The sequence below is a fragment of the Tenacibaculum maritimum NCIMB 2154 genome (assembly GCF_900119795.1).
GTDB classification, from domain to species: domain Bacteria; phylum Bacteroidota; class Bacteroidia; order Flavobacteriales; family Flavobacteriaceae; genus Polaribacter; species Polaribacter maritimus.
Genome location: NZ_LT634361.1, coordinates 2,939,479 through 2,953,711 on the forward strand (window position 1 = coordinate 2,939,479; position 14,233 = coordinate 2,953,711).

Below are 14,233 nucleotides of genomic sequence, written 5' to 3' on the forward strand. Positions count from 1 at the left end.
ATGACGATTTTTAAAAGCGTATAGTTAAACACCATAAGATTACTTGGATATTTGATGAAGGTTCTTTTATTCCTTCTGGAAAAATAAAAGACAACAAAAAATTTAGTATTTTAGCTAACCATTTAGGCACACCTACACAAATGTATGATGAGGAAGGGGAGCAAGTATGGGAACGCTCTTTAGATTTAAACGGAAAAGTAATTAACGGTAGTAATGCACCCTGCCCTTTTCTATATCAAGGGCAATACTATGATAAAGAGATTGAATTAGCCTATAATAGGTTTCGTTATTACGATCCTGATGATGGCAGGTATATTTCTAAAGATCCGATTGGACTACTGAGTGGTGAATATGGGTTCTATAATTATGTTGGGGATTCTAATGGTTGGATTGACCCAATGGGACTGGAAAAAACTTACAGACCTATTGAAATAGACCGCACAATCGTAGGAGATAAAATTGCTACTGGTCCCCAAAATAAACATATACTAGGTAGTAATGAGTATAAGGTAATCGTTGAACAGAATAAAAAATATAAAAGTATATTAACAGAAGACCCTCAAAATTTGTTAAATGATTTCCATAATGGAAGATTTGATGTTATTTCTCATAATGAAGGAACAAAAAGTGTCTTGATTAATTTTAAAAAGAAAATAGGAACCCTTATTGACTCAAAAACAGGAGAAGTAATGGGGGATGCTAATTTTGGTTCTATAAAGTATGGTAAAAACAAAGTTCACATAACTCCCCAAAACGTATAAATAATGCTAGATATAAAACTACTAAGTATAAGTGTTACAGAACTTCAAGGAAGCCTACCCAACGAAATTATTTCTGTTGGGGTTTATTTTACTTCCAAGTATGAAGTTACTTATTTCTTTCTAACAAAAGAGATTAATGACTATGTAGAATCAGAAATAGAAGAGATTTTACATGATATATTAACTGAAGCTGGTGTAAGACACATTCCTCCTAATCGCTTGGGTTTTAAATTTACTATAGATTATAAAATGACGACTAATAAAGTTGATTTTATTAATAAAGCTAATTACCCAATGTATATTTTATATTTATTACCAGAGCATTTAGAGCTTAAACAAAACACAAAAAATCGTATCAATATAGATATTTCCAACATAAGTATATACAGTATGGAAGTCTTTTTTAACCAAATACTTTTAGGTAACCTTGAATCCAATGAGAATTTTATTTTAAAAGAAGAAAGTGATAATTTTCGCCTTACACTAAGATTAAAAGACCAAGAGAAGTATTTATCTTTATTTGATTATATAAATGAAGAGTTTAATAATTTACAATTAAGTAATAAATTAGATTTAGAGTTAAAATTAATAAATTAATTACTCATTCCTCTTCCCCACTAGTGCAAGCATCATGCTTGTGCCAAGTACGAGTAATTTTAACAAATAATACTAAAAGCAAAAAACCACGACACAAGTTGTGGTTTTTTAGTGGAATGTCTGGTTTGGTTATGACGATTTTTAAAAGCGTATAGTTAAACACCATAAGATTACTTGGATATTTGATGAAGGTTCTTTTATTCCTTCTGGAAAAATAAAAGACGGTAAGCAATATGCTATAATAACCGACCATCTAGGAACACCAACCCAAGCATACACCAGTACAGGTGAAAAAATATGGGAACAAGAATTGGATTTAAACGGAAGAGTTCGTAGTATTGTAGGTAAAGATGGTTTTTGTAACATACGTTTTCAAGGACAGGTATATGATGATGATATCCAACTCTGTTACAATAGATTTAGGTGGTATGATGATGTTGATGGCAGGTATATTTCAAAAGACCCGATTGGGTTGGCAAGTGGGGAGTTTGGGTTTTACAATTATGTTGATGATTCAAATGGTTGGGTGGATCCGTTTGGGTTAAAAACTTATAGTGCAGGATCAATGCAGAAGAAAAAAGAAAAAGGACAAGCTCCAAAAGAAATTGACAGATTTGACAATCCTCATATTCCAGGTCAAAAACCTCATGTGCATTTTATGGATGGTACATCTTTAAATAATGATGGAACTATTCACGATAAACATAGAGGAATTCCGAATCCATCAAATAAAACTAAAAAGTGGTTAAAACAATTTGGATGGGAAAGTTAATAAATAAAGAACATTATGAAAGCATACGGTTATATTAAAGGCACTCATTTAGAAAGCCCTTCAGAATTAAGAGAAGTTACTCTTCTATTATCAATTAATGAAATAGAAGATGTAATAACCTTTTTACAAAAAATAAAAAAAACGCATAAGGATGCAGAAGATATTACTGAATTATGCCATACTCATCTTTCAGATGTTATCAAAAAATATAGAGGTGAAGTTGATGTAATTATAGCTACAAAAAACTAATTACAAAAAATACGGTAGTAGAAAGTGTTACAGGCACGACACATGTCGCATCTCCAGCAGACATTAATTCTTTTGGTAAACATGAAAATTCTGATTTAGCTGAGAGGGAGGGCTGCTGAATTACATTTCATAGATAAAAATATAATATAACTAATTCTGATATAAATGAACGTTATAGATATAAGTGAAATTAGCAAACTAATTAAATTCATAGAGGATAAAAATGTTTTAAGCTTTAAATTAGGGGATAATTTAAATCATGTAAAAAAATATTTTACTGGGCTTGATTTTAATGAAATAAAAAATAAATATTTTTATTTACTGTCCTATATGAATGTAGAATATACATTTATAAATAATTCGCTAGACACAATTCAGATTGAAATAGATAAACCATCTGGTAATTGTATAAAAATAGCCGATTTTAGCTATGATAGTATTCTGAGTGAATTAAAAACAAATAAAATACCTATAACAAAAGAAGCTAAGGGTGAGTTGATAATTTTAGAACAAAATGTCAAATTAATTTTTAACAATGACTATCTTGTGGAAATATACTTTTTAAGCTAATAAGGGTAGATTCCTAATCAGTTCCGCAGGAGGAGCAAGAGGCTATAAATTTAAAAAGAAAGAAACCTTCTGAAATTACTTTTCAGAAGGCTTTCTTTCAAAAATTTTAGTTTTATACATGCTTTAATCTATATTCTAGAGTATATTCTTTAAATTGCTTTGGAAAGCTTATAAAATGACAATTTAGTATTTTAGCTAACCATTTGGGCACACCTACACAAATGTATGATGAGAAAGGGGAGCAAGTATGGGAACGTTCTTTAGATTTAAACGGAAAAGTAATTAACGGTAGTAATGCACCCTGCCCTTTTCTATATCAAGGGCAATACTATGATAAAGAGATTGAATTAGCCTATAATAGGTTTCGTTATTACGATCCTGATGATGGCAGGTATATTTCAAAAGATCCGATTGGACTACTGAGTGGTGAATATGGGTTCTATAATTATGTTGGGGATTCTAATAGCTGGGTGGATCCGTTTGGATTGGATTGTTCTAAAAAGGGTAAGGCAACGATAAGGCAGTTTGAGAATGGACATCCTGAAGGACATTTCTCTATTGAAATAGAATTTAATGGAAATAAATTACATACCCATCAAGTGATTACTGCCGTAGATCATAGTTCTACAAGAATTGTAAATGCGGGAGGTTCAAGTGGAGTAAGTCAATTAAAGTTGGCAAATACTAAAGTTATTGATTTAGAAGATGCAGAAGGAGCAATGAGAAAACAAGTAGAACTAATGAATAAAGGGGATTTAGGTGTCTATGATGTTTATAAGAATAGTTGTTTGACTCATGTAACAGATGTTTTAGGTGATGGAGGTTATGGAACAGTGTCTAATTCAAGACTTGGAATGGCTAAATTTTTTAGAAAAAATGGTTTTCAATTGTTAAAATAAATTATAGTATGGGGATTTTTTTAGATAAAGATAAAGTTTATGGAGTATTGTTAAATGTTCAAAAAGAAGTTTGTGATAAAATTATAGCAAATAAGCCTTTAAATGATTTAGAGTTATCAGTTGTTAAAGTCAATTTATACGATGATAATGAGTTTTTTATGGATGAGAATTATATATTGTTTACAGAAACGAAACAAAATCTTTGTATTAATGATGAATATCATATTAGAAATGAAGAAGAAGAAAGCTTAAAGCTAAGTGTTTTAAATAAAATAGTTACTAATATTTCTAATAAGTATTTAGAGGAATACGATTTTAAAGATAATATAAATTTAACTTTAAGTATTTATAATAAACGAAGTATGGTTTCTTAATTAACTCCCCTCCGCTAGCGCAAGCATCATGCTTGTGCCGATTAAGAGTAAGTTTAACAAATAATACTAAAAGCAAAAAACCACGACACAAGTTGTGGTTTTTTAGTGGAATGCCTAGTTTGGTTATGACGATTTTTAAAAGCGTATAGTTAAACACTATAAGATTACTTGGATATTTGATGAAGGTTCTTTTATTCCTTCTGGAAAAATAAAAGACAACAAAAAATTTAGTATTTTAGCTAACCATTTAGGCACACCTACACAAATGTATGATGAGGAAGGTGAGCAAGTATGGGAACGCTCTTTAGATTTAAACGGAAAAGTAATTAATGGTAGTAATGCACCCTGCCCTTTTCTATATCAAGGGCAATACTATGATAAAGAGATTGAATTAGCCTATAATAGGTTTCGTTATTACGATCCTGATGATGGCAGGTATATTTCTAAAGATCCGATTGGACTTGAATCTCGAGAAGCAAATTTTTATAGCTATGTTGGGGATTCGAATACATGGATAGATGTTTTTGGGTTGAGTAATAGTTATAAAGTTCAACGAGTTTTTCCTGATTGGTTAGAAAAGGGAATCCATATAGATATTTTTGTTAATTCTAAAGGGAAGTTATTAAAGACTCCATCTGGTAAAAAAAATAATGTAGAAGTACAGGTTGAAGTTGTTAATGGTAATTTGCAGGCTAGTTTGTTTAAACAAAAAGGAAAAACAAGTGAGCAAAATAATAAAGCAGTATCTCATATTCAAAAATTATTAAATAAGAATGATAAGACTTTATTGAAAGATATGAGTATAAAAGGTAAAAAAGCATTGAAATTAGATACAGGTGAACATCCCGACGGTGTAAAAAGATTAAAGAATACAGTAGATCATATAGATAATATTTTAAACTAAAACTGATGGAGTTAACAAATATTTTAACAGATTCAACGATATTTGATATCCCTATGGGAAGTTCTCTAAAGAAGATGGAAACTCTTTTAGGAGAACCATTATTTATAAATCAAGAAAGAGATAATAATATTATTGGTTCTTATAACGAGGTAGAGTTTTATTTTCATAAAAATAAATTGAACATGTGGGTTGTGAAGATAGAAGAAGAAATGTTTTTTTATGCTCAAAAGAAATATCACCTAAATAAACTGACTCTTAAGCAATTTTTAGATATTTTATTTTTTTTAGAGATAGAGTGGGAATTTTATCAAAAATTATGCTTTTTAGATCAGATTTGTATTAAATTAGAAAACAACAATTTATTTTTATTCTGTTTTGATACTGACTGTAGGAAAGGGAAATTGTTAAAAATTTCAGGGGCTCTTACCTCAAACCCACAGTGAATATAATGACACAATAAGAAATTACGATCCTGATGATGGCAGGTATATCTCTAAAGATCCGATTGGACTACTGAGTGGTGAATATGGGTTCTATAATTATGTTGGGGATTCTAATGGTTGGATTGACCCTCTTGGCTTAGCTAAGACCTATGGAAAGAAAAAGAAGAATCCTCTTAGCAATAAAGAAAAAGATAAGTTTAGAAAAGCTGAACAAGATATTAAAGATGGTAATGGAGTCCCGAGAAGAAACAGGGATGGATCTCAAACTATTTTTGAAAAAAGAAAGGGTAAGCCTCATCAGGATAAATGGGACGGTTCAAAAGAATTTGAAGTAGAAGAACGTAATAATAAATATAGAATTTTAGAAAGAACTAGAGAAACAAGGTCGGGTGAAACTATTGTAGATTATGGTTATACATCTAATCATTATGATAATATTGTAACAGATATTGATAAACTTTATCAAGCTTAAAATAAAAAAGAAAGATAAATGAGTGAGTTAGGTGATAATAGATTTGATTTTTATATTACAAATGATGAAGATATTAATGTGAAGTTTGATTATTTTAAAATTATAAAAAAGAACGCACATTATATTATTCATATTAAAAATTTAGAAAAGGATGTTAGATCCATGCTATTTGAGGGTAGCGAGTATTTTATCTCAGATGGGATATATTTAATGATTAGTTTTCGTGTTATAAAAAATAGTTTAAATGAAGAGAATGTTGATTTTAAAAATATTAAAATCATAGTTGACTCAGAGAGTAGTATACAGTTGTATTCTAATAATTTTTATGCAAATTTAGTTTACTCATGGAAAAAAAATGAGTCATCATATCATTGGAGTGATTTTAAATCAGAATTCAAAAGAAGAGTGTGGATATATGCTTGTAGTCGCTTAAAGAGTGTCAATACAGAGTTTATATCTAATGGTAATATTTATATTGATTTGGAAAACATAAATTCAGAAAGCGAAATGTATTGTTATTTAGGAGAGGTATTTTTTGGTTATAGAGGATATATTGGTAATAATTTGAGTGCTTTTAAAGACTGTCTATTAGATGTAAAAGATGTAACTAATGTTAAAATTATTTTTAGAGATAAAATGAAACAAACTGAAACAGCCAAAAAATATAATATTAATTATGGAGATGAAATATTAAATATTTTAGACTATCATGAAATTAAATATGAAATTTTAAATTAAATCCCCCGCTAGTACAAGCATCATACTCGTGCCGAGCACGAGTAAGTTTAACAAATAATACTAAAAGCAAAAAACCACGACACAAGTTGTGGTTTTTTAGTGGAATGCCTAGTTTGGTTATGACGATTTTTAAAAGCGTATAGTTAAACATCATAAGATTACTTGGATATTTAATGAAGGTTCTTTTATTCCTTCTGGAAAAATAAAAGACGGTAAGCAATATGCTATAATAACCGACCATCTGGGAACACCAACCCAAGCATACACCAGTACAGGTGAAAAAATATGGGAACAAGAATTGGATTTAAACGGAAGAGTTCGTAGTATTGTAGGTAAAGATGGTTTTTGTAACATACGTTTTCAAGGACAGGTATATGATGATGATATCCAACTCTGTTACAATAGATTTAGGTGGTATGATGATGTTGATGGACGGTATATTTCAAAAGACCCGATTGGACTACTGAGTGGTGAATATGGGTTCTATAATTATGTTGGGGATAGTAATAGCTGGGTGGATCCGTTTGGGTTAAAAAGCAAAACTTATGGAAAATATGATTCAAAAGATAAAGCTGCTAAAGCTGTTTTAAAAAATGCTAATAGAAGATCTATAAAAAAGAATAAAGAATTTGGAGGTTTTATTTATAAAAAAGACGGAAAATATCATGCCACTAGACCTACCGAGGGAAGTGCAACAGGCTATATGCCTAAAAGTTCTCTACATAAAGTTCCTAAAGATGCAGAGATAGTAGGTGATTATCACACACATGGAGCTGAAATGCCTGGCTATGATAGCAATAATTTCTCTCCAGCAGACAAAAGAATTCACAGTATGGCACCATCTGGACATACCTCATATTTAGGTACTCCAAGCGAAGGCTTTAAACAAATGACTAATGGTATAATTACAAAATTATGATTTATAAAAAATTTTATCTTTCTGACTTTAAAAAAAATATTTTTCCTAAAGAAGGAAGTAAAGCTTGGCTAAAACTACCTAACAACAATAAAGATTTTTTTATAGAAGAAAAAGATGAAATCAAAATAACTCACTTTAGAAATTATAAAGGGGAAGATTTTGAGTTTAATAATTTAACTATAAAAAACATATACAAAGGTGAATTTGGAGGACATATAGAAATTTTTAATAATCTAACTAAGCATAAGGAGATTATAGAAGAGGCCTATATAAAATATGTTTTTTCATTTAAAGGTAGTTATTATTTTATAAGATCTTTAAATCATATGGGATATTCTTTAGGTGAAGTTTATGAATTTTTTTACAATAAAGAGTTCAGTTATAAAAAAGTTTTAGATTTAAAAAAATCTTGCGAAGCTTATACTATTAAAAATGATAAATTTTATATATTATTGGAGGATGAAATAGTTGAAATAACAAAAACTATAAATCTGGAAATAAAAAGTATATGTAAAAACATCCCTTTCGGCATACTATATCCAAACTCTTTAATAAAAATAGATAATATTTTCTATATTGGAATGAGGAGTGGTTTAGGCAAGGTAAATATTGAGAATAAAAAAATAGAATATTTAACCCTCCGCTAGCGCAAGCATCATACTCGTGCCGAGTACGAGTAATTTTAACAAATAATACTAAAAACGAAAAACCACAGCGCAAGTTGTGGTTTTTTAGTGGAACGCCTAGTTTTGTTATGACAGTTTTTAAAAATGTATAGTTAAACACCATAAGATTACTTGGATATTTGATGAAGGTTCTTTTATTCCTTCTGGAAAAATAAAAGACGGTAAGCAATATGCTATAATAACCGACCATCTAGGAACACCAACCCAAGCATACACCAGTACAGGTGAAAAAATATGGGAACAAGAATTGGATTTAAACGGAAGAGTTCGTAGTATTGTAGGTAAAGATGGTTTTTGTAACATACGTTTTCAAGGACAGGTATATGATGATGATATCCAACTCTGTTACAATAGATTTAGGTGGTATGATGATGTTGATGGCAGGTATATTTCAAAAGACCCGATTGGACTACTGAGTGGTGAATATGGGTTCTATAATTATGTTGGGGATTCTAATGGTTGGATTGACCCAATGGGACTGGAAAAAACGTATTTAAAAAAGAACGGAGGTAGTAATGATGTGGATTTTATTACCGAGCATTCAAAGAAACATAAATTTGATTCTAGTCGTAACTCTACAAAAAACAGGAGTCAATTTGGAGAAAATATAGATGTTAAAAAACTAAGAGAAGATACTATGAAAAATCCCGATAAAATTGAGACAAAACTTGACCGTGAAGGAAACTTATATGCTACAAAGTATATAAAAGATTATGATTTCAATATAAGTACGGCAGATACACCAACTGGAAAACATAGAGTATTTATTAACCACATAGACCCAACAAGGTCAAGTCAATTTCCTTATGTACCAAGAAACTAATAAGATTGAACTTAAGCTAAATTATATAGATCAAGTTTCATCTACAATATTTGACGGAATTTTATTTAATGATATTTATTATATCGACATTATAATTGATGGTATTAATATCAGAAATAATGAAGGGTTTGAGGAGATAATGATTGTCTTCTCAGAAATCAAAAATAGTATTTCAAAAAGCGGAAAGTATTTAATAATCACATCTGCTAGTGGAATAGCTGATGATGGTGGATGGGAAGGCGTAAATGTTTTATTAAAGAACTCTTTTGTAAAATGGAAGATAGAATTTGAAAAAAATATATATAATTACAGTTTTTCAAAAGATAATTTGCTAAAAGAAATATCAAAAATAGAATTAAAAATAAAAAATATACCCTCAAACAAATTAGAACCTAAATGGATTGATTTTCCTGAAGAGTGGTAGAAAGCAATAATGATAAAGGAATAGCTATTCAAGTAAGATAAACTGATTTTAGAAATGTGGACGGAGTGCCTGTTATTCTAGGGAATACCATTTTAAAAATATACATGGAAAAACCGTTATTATACAAGAGCATAGTTTAGGTCATACTAAGGCCGCACCAAATCGTGGTAAAGAACCACATTATAATACTAGGGATCTTGATGATTTTGGAGAGGTTAATAGAACAGGAAGTTACCCTGGGACACATAGTCATTATAATTTTTAATATTTTTTACAAATGAATTTAATAGAAATAGTCGGTCAGAATCATTTTTTGACAAAATTATACCCAAAAGGAATTAATTCTTTATCAATAGCTAGTTTAAGCTCTGACTTTTCGCGTGTTTATATAAATATACGAACTCAAGATGTTCCTAGTTTGTTTATTAAAAAGTATGGAGAATGGAAGAAAGATTATGATACTTTAGAATTTAAATTTATAGGTAGTTTAGTTTCTTTTATTAATGTTTGTGGCTGGGATGTTAATAATAAAGAAGAATGCAGCTACGATTTTCAACTTACTGAAAATGGAATTTCATTAAAATTTTGGAAAGATGATAAGTGGTCTATAGAAATAGGATTAAAGGTTTTAACTTTTCAATCTTGTGTAACATATATTAAAGAAGAAAATGACTATTACCCCCACTAGTGCAAGCATCATGCTTGTGCCGATGTAGGCTTCCCCTTTTTCGAACTGATTATTAATCCAAATATATGAATTTTACGTTTTAAAACAGGATTGACATTTTTCATTATATTTTTTTATGTCAATCCTGTTTTAAAATGCGCCCAGCGGCAGCGACACAATGTTGTTTCGCATACGGGATTGGAGCCATATCGTCCAAAGCATCATGCGGTCTAAAATTATTGTAATCGTGCATCCATATCTGGGTTTGCTCTCTGACTTGATGAATGTTTTCAAAAATATATTTATTTAAAACCCCTCGTCTATATGAACCGTTAAAACGTTCTATAAAAGCATTTTGTGTGGGTTTTCCTGGTTCTATATATTTAAAATCAATTTCATGCATAGCACTCCAAGTAGCGGTTAAATTAGCTATAAATTCCGGACCATTATCCATACGTATCTTTTGTGGTTTACCTTTACGTTTTAACAGATGATTTAAAACGTAAACTATTCTATTACTAGGTAACGAAAAATCTACTTCTATATGTAAAGCCTCTCTATTAAAATCATCTATGATAGTAAAGCCTCTAAATCTTTTTTTATTCTCTAATACATCTGTTACAAAATCCATACTCCAAGTTTGGTTGAGTTCTGTAGGAACTATTAAAGGTTCTTTTATTCTTGCTGGCAAACGTTTCTTCACCTTCCTTCTCAGTGGTAAACCTAGTGCTACATAAACTCGATGAACTCGCTTGTGATTCCATGGATTCCCTTCATTGCGTAGTCGTTTATAAGCTTTCCAAAATCCTTCCTCACAATGGTCAATAGCCTTTTGTTTTAAGGCTAATTCAATTGGTGTATCGTCTTGTAATTTTGGCTTATAATAATATACGCTTTTACTCATTTTTAAAACCCGACATGCCCTGCTTATGCCGTAATGAGAAAGGTCAATACTTAAGGAGCGCTTAACGCAAGGCTTTAAAGCTTTTTTTCGATAATCTCCTTTGCCATTTGGTGATCTAATGCAAGAGTAGCATACATTTGCTTTAATTTTCGATTTTCTTCCTCTAATTCCTTTAGACGTTTGAGCTCTTTAACATTCATACCTGCGTATTTACTACGCCATTTATAAAATGTTGCCGAACTAACTCCATGTTCTCTGGAAATTGCTTCTACGGTTCTACCGTTTTCGTATTCCTTTAAAATCTTTGCGATTTGCTGGGGGCTAAATTTACTTTTCCTCATAATTACTGTTTAAATTTAATACTTTTTTTTATACTTTTAAACAGTTCGGTTTGTAGGGAAGCTTACACCGAGTGCGAGTAAGTTTAACAAATAATACTAAAAGCAAAAAACCACGACACAAGTTGTGGTTTTTTAGTGGAATGCCTAGTTTGGTTATGACAGTTTTTAAAAGCGTATAGTTAAACACCATAAGATTACTTGGATATTTGATGAAGGTTCTTTTATTCCTTCTGGAAAAATAAAAGACGGTAAGCAATATGCTATAATAACCGACCATCTAGGAACACCAACCCAAGCATACACCAGTACAGGTGAAAAAATATGGGAACAAGAATTGGATTTAAACGGAAGAGTTCGTAGTATTGTAGGTAAAGATGGTTTTTGTAACATACGTTTTCAAGGACAGGTATATGATGATGATATCCAACTCTGTTACAATAGATTTAGGTGGTATGATGATGTTGATGGACGGTATATTTCAAAAGACCCGATTGGACTACTGAGTGGTGAATATGGGTTCTATAATTATGTTGGGGATTCTAATGGTTGGGTGGATCCGTTTGGTTTAGAGCCTATTTTGGTTAATCCAAAAGATGTTAATTTTTCGCAAATTTCAATTAACACTAAAATGAGTGATGCAGGTGGGAATCCTATTAAAATTAATGATATGATTAAGAAGGTAAAAGCAGCTAATACAAAAAAAGGAGGGAATGAGATTATGGAAAATATGAAACCTATTAGGGTTAAGAATCATAAAGGACAGTTGGTTAGTTTGGATAATCGTCGTTTATATATAGCAAGAAAATCTAAGTCTAAAGTTATATCTATTGAGATGATAACAGATGTTGAGACCTTTAAGCAATTGACAACTAGATTAAGAAATAATGGTCTTTCTAATGATGGAACTAAAAAATTACCAACTTGTGGTTAAGGGTATGAAAGAAGGTTTATTAGTACATGGTTTTGAGGTTTGGCAAGATCCTCAGTGTGATCCTATAGTTGAATTTGTAGCAGATAATTTATTTTATTATTTTAAATGTTGGAATGTGAAATCTCCACCTAAGAGTGAAAATTTTTTAGGGTTGTTTCATTGCAAGAATGTAGAATCTATAAAATATGTAAACCCATATGAAACATATCCATTTTTAGAAGAGTTAGATTATAAGTGTTATTATTATGAATTAAAGAATTCGACTTGGTTGCAAGAGTGGCGTAGATTAAAATTAAAAAGAGAGCCTAATTGGTCGAAATATAACTCAATAAATTATAAACATTTTATACTTATGACTAGAGAGTCTTATATAGAGATAATATCTAGTGGAATTGAGTTTAAAAAAGTAAAGAAAACTAAGAATAAATTAAACTTATGGAGTAAGTTAGTTTAAAAACAGGAGGCTTAGGAGCTATACAACAAACAAAAAACCACGACACAAGTTGTGGTTTTTTAGTGGAACGTCTAGTTTGGTTATGACGATTTTTAAAAGCGTATAGTCAAACACCATAAGATTACTTGGATATTTGATGAAGGTTCTTTTATTCCTTCTGGAAAAATAAAAGACAACAAAAAATTTAGTATTTTAGCTAACCATTTGGGCACACCTACACAAATGTATGATGAGAAAGGTGAGCAAGTATGGGAACGTTCTTTAGATTTAAACGGAAAAGTAATTAATGGTAGTAATGCACCCTGCCCTTTTCTATATCAAGGGCAATACTATGATAAAGAGATTGAATTAGCCTATAATAGGTTTCGTTATTACGATCCTGATGATGGCAGGTATATTTCTAAAGATCCGATTGGACTACTGAGTGGTGAATATGGGTTCTATAATTATGTTGGGGATAGTAATAGCTGGGTGGATCCGTTTGGGTTGGATTTTATGGATATGGTGGCTAGTTCGATTCAGAGAACTGGAAGAAAATTTCAAGGTGCTGAGATATATAAGTTTATCAAAAAAGCGAAAGGAGATTCATTTAATTTCAAAAAAGGTGATTATTTCTATTTAGACAACTTACATAAGGATCATTTTGAAACATTTTCAAAAAATGATTCTTCTAAAGGTGTTTATAATTTAGATGGTTCTAAAAATGTAGATAAGACAAAAAAAGCAAGTAACAGAAAAGGTCCAAGTTGTGGATAGAAATTAATTTTATGGAAAAAATAAAACAGCAAAGAATTTTAGATAATAAAAATGATTTAATAGAAAACACATTCTGTTTTGAATTATTTGAGAATAGAATCTTTAATAAATCTAAATGTATTGATTTAATCAATGACGCAAAGTATTTAAAAAAACATAATCTTTTAAATTCAAGTCTATTAGAAGTGTTAGAGTGGATTACACTTAGTGTTGAACAATGCTTTATCTCAAATAAAGATATAACAGATTTATACAAAATCTCTAACTATCAGAAAGAGTATGAATTAGATTGGAATTTAAAATGGAAAAAAGAAATTCAAGAAATAATCAATTGAATTCCTTTGACACCTGAGCGGTAACATAAAAATAGGAAATATTAAAAAAAAAAGATAAAAAGAAACGAAAAGTTTAAATGGCTAAACGAAAGCCAAGTACTAACCACATTAAACTACGACAAACAGTAACCAATATTGGTTACTGTTTATATATTAGGCAGCTATGTTTTGGCGATCGTTACTAAAAAAAATATAAGAAAGAAGCTATTTTAAC

The 14,233-nt window shown here is 30.2% G+C and carries 21 protein-coding genes and 1 pseudogene; 21 read left to right on the forward strand and 1 reads right to left on the reverse strand.

Going from position 1 to position 14,233, the window contains the following annotated elements; genetic code table 11:
* The first annotated feature begins 140 nt into the window (after positions 1-140).
* The 17 genes and pseudogenes from MARIT_RS15955 to MARIT_RS13125 all read left to right on the forward strand — a co-directional run bounded on the left by MARIT_RS15955 (position 141) and on the right by MARIT_RS13125 (position 10,319).
* Positions 141-761 (forward strand): RHS repeat-associated core domain-containing protein, encoded by a 621-nt coding sequence (locus MARIT_RS15955; protein WP_231975148.1) that lies wholly within the window; start codon positions 141-143, stop codon positions 759-761.
* A gap of 3 nt (positions 762-764) precedes the next feature.
* A complete protein-coding gene (locus MARIT_RS13050; protein ID WP_100211733.1) occupies positions 765-1,358 on the forward strand; it encodes a hypothetical protein in 594 nt (197 codons plus the stop codon).
* A 310-nt stretch (positions 1,359-1,668) separates the two neighbouring features.
* Entirely contained in the window at positions 1,669-2,130 is a 462-nt protein-coding gene (locus MARIT_RS13055; protein WP_157926287.1) for an RHS repeat domain-containing protein, read from the forward strand.
* Positions 2,131-2,145: 15 nt separating this feature from the next.
* Positions 2,146-2,379, forward strand: coding sequence for a hypothetical protein (locus MARIT_RS13060; protein ID WP_024742590.1), 234 nt, complete (start codon positions 2,146-2,148; stop codon positions 2,377-2,379).
* Positions 2,380-2,544: 165 nt separating this feature from the next.
* A complete protein-coding gene (locus MARIT_RS13065) occupies positions 2,545-2,949 on the forward strand; it encodes a hypothetical protein (RefSeq protein ID WP_024742589.1) in 405 nt (134 codons plus the stop codon).
* A gap of 221 nt (positions 2,950-3,170) precedes the next feature.
* On the forward strand, positions 3,171-3,848 hold the full coding sequence (locus tag MARIT_RS13070; protein ID WP_100211735.1) for an RHS repeat domain-containing protein: 678 nt from the start codon (positions 3,171-3,173) through the stop codon (positions 3,846-3,848).
* Positions 3,849-3,856: 8 nt separating this feature from the next.
* Positions 3,857-4,222 carry a hypothetical protein gene (locus tag MARIT_RS13075; RefSeq protein ID WP_100211736.1) on the forward strand — a complete coding sequence of 122 codons (366 nt, stop codon included), beginning with the start codon at positions 3,857-3,859 and terminating at the stop codon, positions 4,220-4,222.
* A gap of 265 nt (positions 4,223-4,487) precedes the next feature.
* Entirely contained in the window at positions 4,488-5,126 is a 639-nt protein-coding gene (locus MARIT_RS13080; RefSeq protein WP_100211737.1) for an RHS repeat domain-containing protein, read from the forward strand.
* A 5-nt stretch (positions 5,127-5,131) separates the two neighbouring features.
* The gene (locus MARIT_RS13085; RefSeq protein ID WP_024742606.1) at positions 5,132-5,569 is read left to right on the forward strand and encodes a hypothetical protein; all 438 of its coding nucleotides are present in this window, start codon (positions 5,132-5,134) and stop codon (positions 5,567-5,569) included.
* A 13-nt stretch (positions 5,570-5,582) separates the two neighbouring features.
* The gene (locus tag MARIT_RS15555) at positions 5,583-6,041 is read left to right on the forward strand and encodes an RHS repeat-associated core domain-containing protein (RefSeq protein WP_157926309.1); all 459 of its coding nucleotides are present in this window, start codon (positions 5,583-5,585) and stop codon (positions 6,039-6,041) included.
* A gap of 18 nt (positions 6,042-6,059) precedes the next feature.
* Positions 6,060-6,779 carry a barstar family protein gene (locus tag MARIT_RS13095; RefSeq protein ID WP_100211739.1) on the forward strand — a complete coding sequence of 240 codons (720 nt, stop codon included), beginning with the start codon at positions 6,060-6,062 and terminating at the stop codon, positions 6,777-6,779.
* Positions 6,780-7,077: 298 nt separating this feature from the next.
* Complete coding sequence (locus MARIT_RS15700) at positions 7,078-7,698, forward strand: DUF4329 domain-containing protein (protein WP_100211740.1); 621 nt, start codon at positions 7,078-7,080, stop codon at positions 7,696-7,698.
* The gene (locus tag MARIT_RS13105; protein ID WP_100211741.1) at positions 7,695-8,345 is read left to right on the forward strand and encodes a hypothetical protein; all 651 of its coding nucleotides are present in this window, start codon (positions 7,695-7,697) and stop codon (positions 8,343-8,345) included. Before MARIT_RS15700 ends, MARIT_RS13105 begins: the two co-directional genes overlap by 4 nt.
* Before the next feature lie 286 nt (positions 8,346-8,631).
* Positions 8,632-9,207: an RHS repeat-associated core domain-containing protein gene (locus MARIT_RS15620; RefSeq protein WP_100211742.1), complete on the forward strand. Its 576-nt coding sequence runs from the start codon at positions 8,632-8,634 to the stop codon at positions 9,205-9,207.
* Positions 9,191-9,631 (forward strand): hypothetical protein, encoded by a 441-nt coding sequence (locus MARIT_RS13115; protein WP_024742567.1) that lies wholly within the window; start codon positions 9,191-9,193, stop codon positions 9,629-9,631. Before MARIT_RS15620 ends, MARIT_RS13115 begins: the two co-directional genes overlap by 17 nt.
* Before the next feature lie 88 nt (positions 9,632-9,719).
* Positions 9,720-9,896 (forward strand): annotated as a pseudogene (locus MARIT_RS16200) (HNH/endonuclease VII fold putative polymorphic toxin); the annotation flags it as partial.
* Positions 9,897-9,908: 12 nt separating this feature from the next.
* On the forward strand, positions 9,909-10,319 hold the full coding sequence (locus MARIT_RS13125) for a hypothetical protein (protein WP_024742566.1): 411 nt from the start codon (positions 9,909-9,911) through the stop codon (positions 10,317-10,319).
* 118 nt (positions 10,320-10,437) lie between these two features.
* Here the strand turns inward: MARIT_RS13125 and MARIT_RS13130 are convergent.
* A protein-coding gene (locus MARIT_RS13130) for an IS3 family transposase (protein ID WP_100211389.1) occupies positions 10,438-11,543 on the reverse strand; the annotation gives its coding sequence in 2 pieces (ribosomal slippage) (positions 10,438-11,282 and positions 11,282-11,543; 1,107 coding nt in all).
* A gap of 334 nt (positions 11,544-11,877) precedes the next feature.
* On the opposite strand from MARIT_RS13130, the gene MARIT_RS13135 reads away from it, so the two are divergent.
* The 4 genes from MARIT_RS13135 to MARIT_RS13150 all read left to right on the forward strand — a co-directional run bounded on the left by MARIT_RS13135 (position 11,878) and on the right by MARIT_RS13150 (position 14,019).
* Entirely contained in the window at positions 11,878-12,474 is a 597-nt protein-coding gene (locus MARIT_RS13135; protein WP_157926288.1) for an RHS repeat domain-containing protein, read from the forward strand.
* A 4-nt stretch (positions 12,475-12,478) separates the two neighbouring features.
* A complete protein-coding gene (locus MARIT_RS13140) occupies positions 12,479-12,928 on the forward strand; it encodes a hypothetical protein (RefSeq protein ID WP_157926289.1) in 450 nt (149 codons plus the stop codon).
* A 222-nt stretch (positions 12,929-13,150) separates the two neighbouring features.
* Positions 13,151-13,684, forward strand: coding sequence for an RHS repeat domain-containing protein (locus MARIT_RS13145; RefSeq protein ID WP_100211745.1), 534 nt, complete (start codon positions 13,151-13,153; stop codon positions 13,682-13,684).
* An 11-nt stretch (positions 13,685-13,695) separates the two neighbouring features.
* A complete protein-coding gene (locus MARIT_RS13150; protein ID WP_100211746.1) occupies positions 13,696-14,019 on the forward strand; it encodes a hypothetical protein in 324 nt (107 codons plus the stop codon).
* Positions 14,020-14,233 lie beyond the last annotated feature (214 nt).

What these genes read in the sequence shown, in the direction of transcription:
- MARIT_RS15955 (WP_231975148.1), top strand. Translation starts at nt 141, where the DNA reads ATGTATGATGAGGAAGGGGAGCAAGTATGGGAACGCTCTTTAGATTTA.
- MARIT_RS13050 (WP_100211733.1), top strand. Translation starts at nt 765, where the DNA reads ATGCTAGATATAAAACTACTAAGTATAAGTGTTACAGAACTTCAAGGA.
- MARIT_RS13060 (WP_024742590.1), top strand. Translation starts at nt 2,146, where the DNA reads ATGAAAGCATACGGTTATATTAAAGGCACTCATTTAGAAAGCCCTTCA.
- MARIT_RS13065 (WP_024742589.1), top strand. Translation starts at nt 2,545, where the DNA reads ATGAACGTTATAGATATAAGTGAAATTAGCAAACTAATTAAATTCATA.
- MARIT_RS13070 (WP_100211735.1), top strand. Translation starts at nt 3,171, where the DNA reads ATGTATGATGAGAAAGGGGAGCAAGTATGGGAACGTTCTTTAGATTTA.
- MARIT_RS13075 (WP_100211736.1), top strand. Translation starts at nt 3,857, where the DNA reads ATGGGGATTTTTTTAGATAAAGATAAAGTTTATGGAGTATTGTTAAAT.
- MARIT_RS13080 (WP_100211737.1), top strand. Translation starts at nt 4,488, where the DNA reads ATGTATGATGAGGAAGGTGAGCAAGTATGGGAACGCTCTTTAGATTTA.
- MARIT_RS13085 (WP_024742606.1), top strand. Translation starts at nt 5,132, where the DNA reads ATGGAGTTAACAAATATTTTAACAGATTCAACGATATTTGATATCCCT.
- MARIT_RS13095 (WP_100211739.1), top strand. Translation starts at nt 6,060, where the DNA reads ATGAGTGAGTTAGGTGATAATAGATTTGATTTTTATATTACAAATGAT.
- MARIT_RS13105 (WP_100211741.1), top strand. Translation starts at nt 7,695, where the DNA reads ATGATTTATAAAAAATTTTATCTTTCTGACTTTAAAAAAAATATTTTT.
- MARIT_RS13115 (WP_024742567.1), top strand. Translation starts at nt 9,191, where the DNA reads ATGTACCAAGAAACTAATAAGATTGAACTTAAGCTAAATTATATAGAT.
- MARIT_RS13125 (WP_024742566.1), top strand. Translation starts at nt 9,909, where the DNA reads ATGAATTTAATAGAAATAGTCGGTCAGAATCATTTTTTGACAAAATTA.
- MARIT_RS13140 (WP_157926289.1), top strand. Translation starts at nt 12,479, where the DNA reads ATGAAAGAAGGTTTATTAGTACATGGTTTTGAGGTTTGGCAAGATCCT.
- MARIT_RS13145 (WP_100211745.1), top strand. Translation starts at nt 13,151, where the DNA reads ATGTATGATGAGAAAGGTGAGCAAGTATGGGAACGTTCTTTAGATTTA.
- MARIT_RS13150 (WP_100211746.1), top strand. Translation starts at nt 13,696, where the DNA reads ATGGAAAAAATAAAACAGCAAAGAATTTTAGATAATAAAAATGATTTA.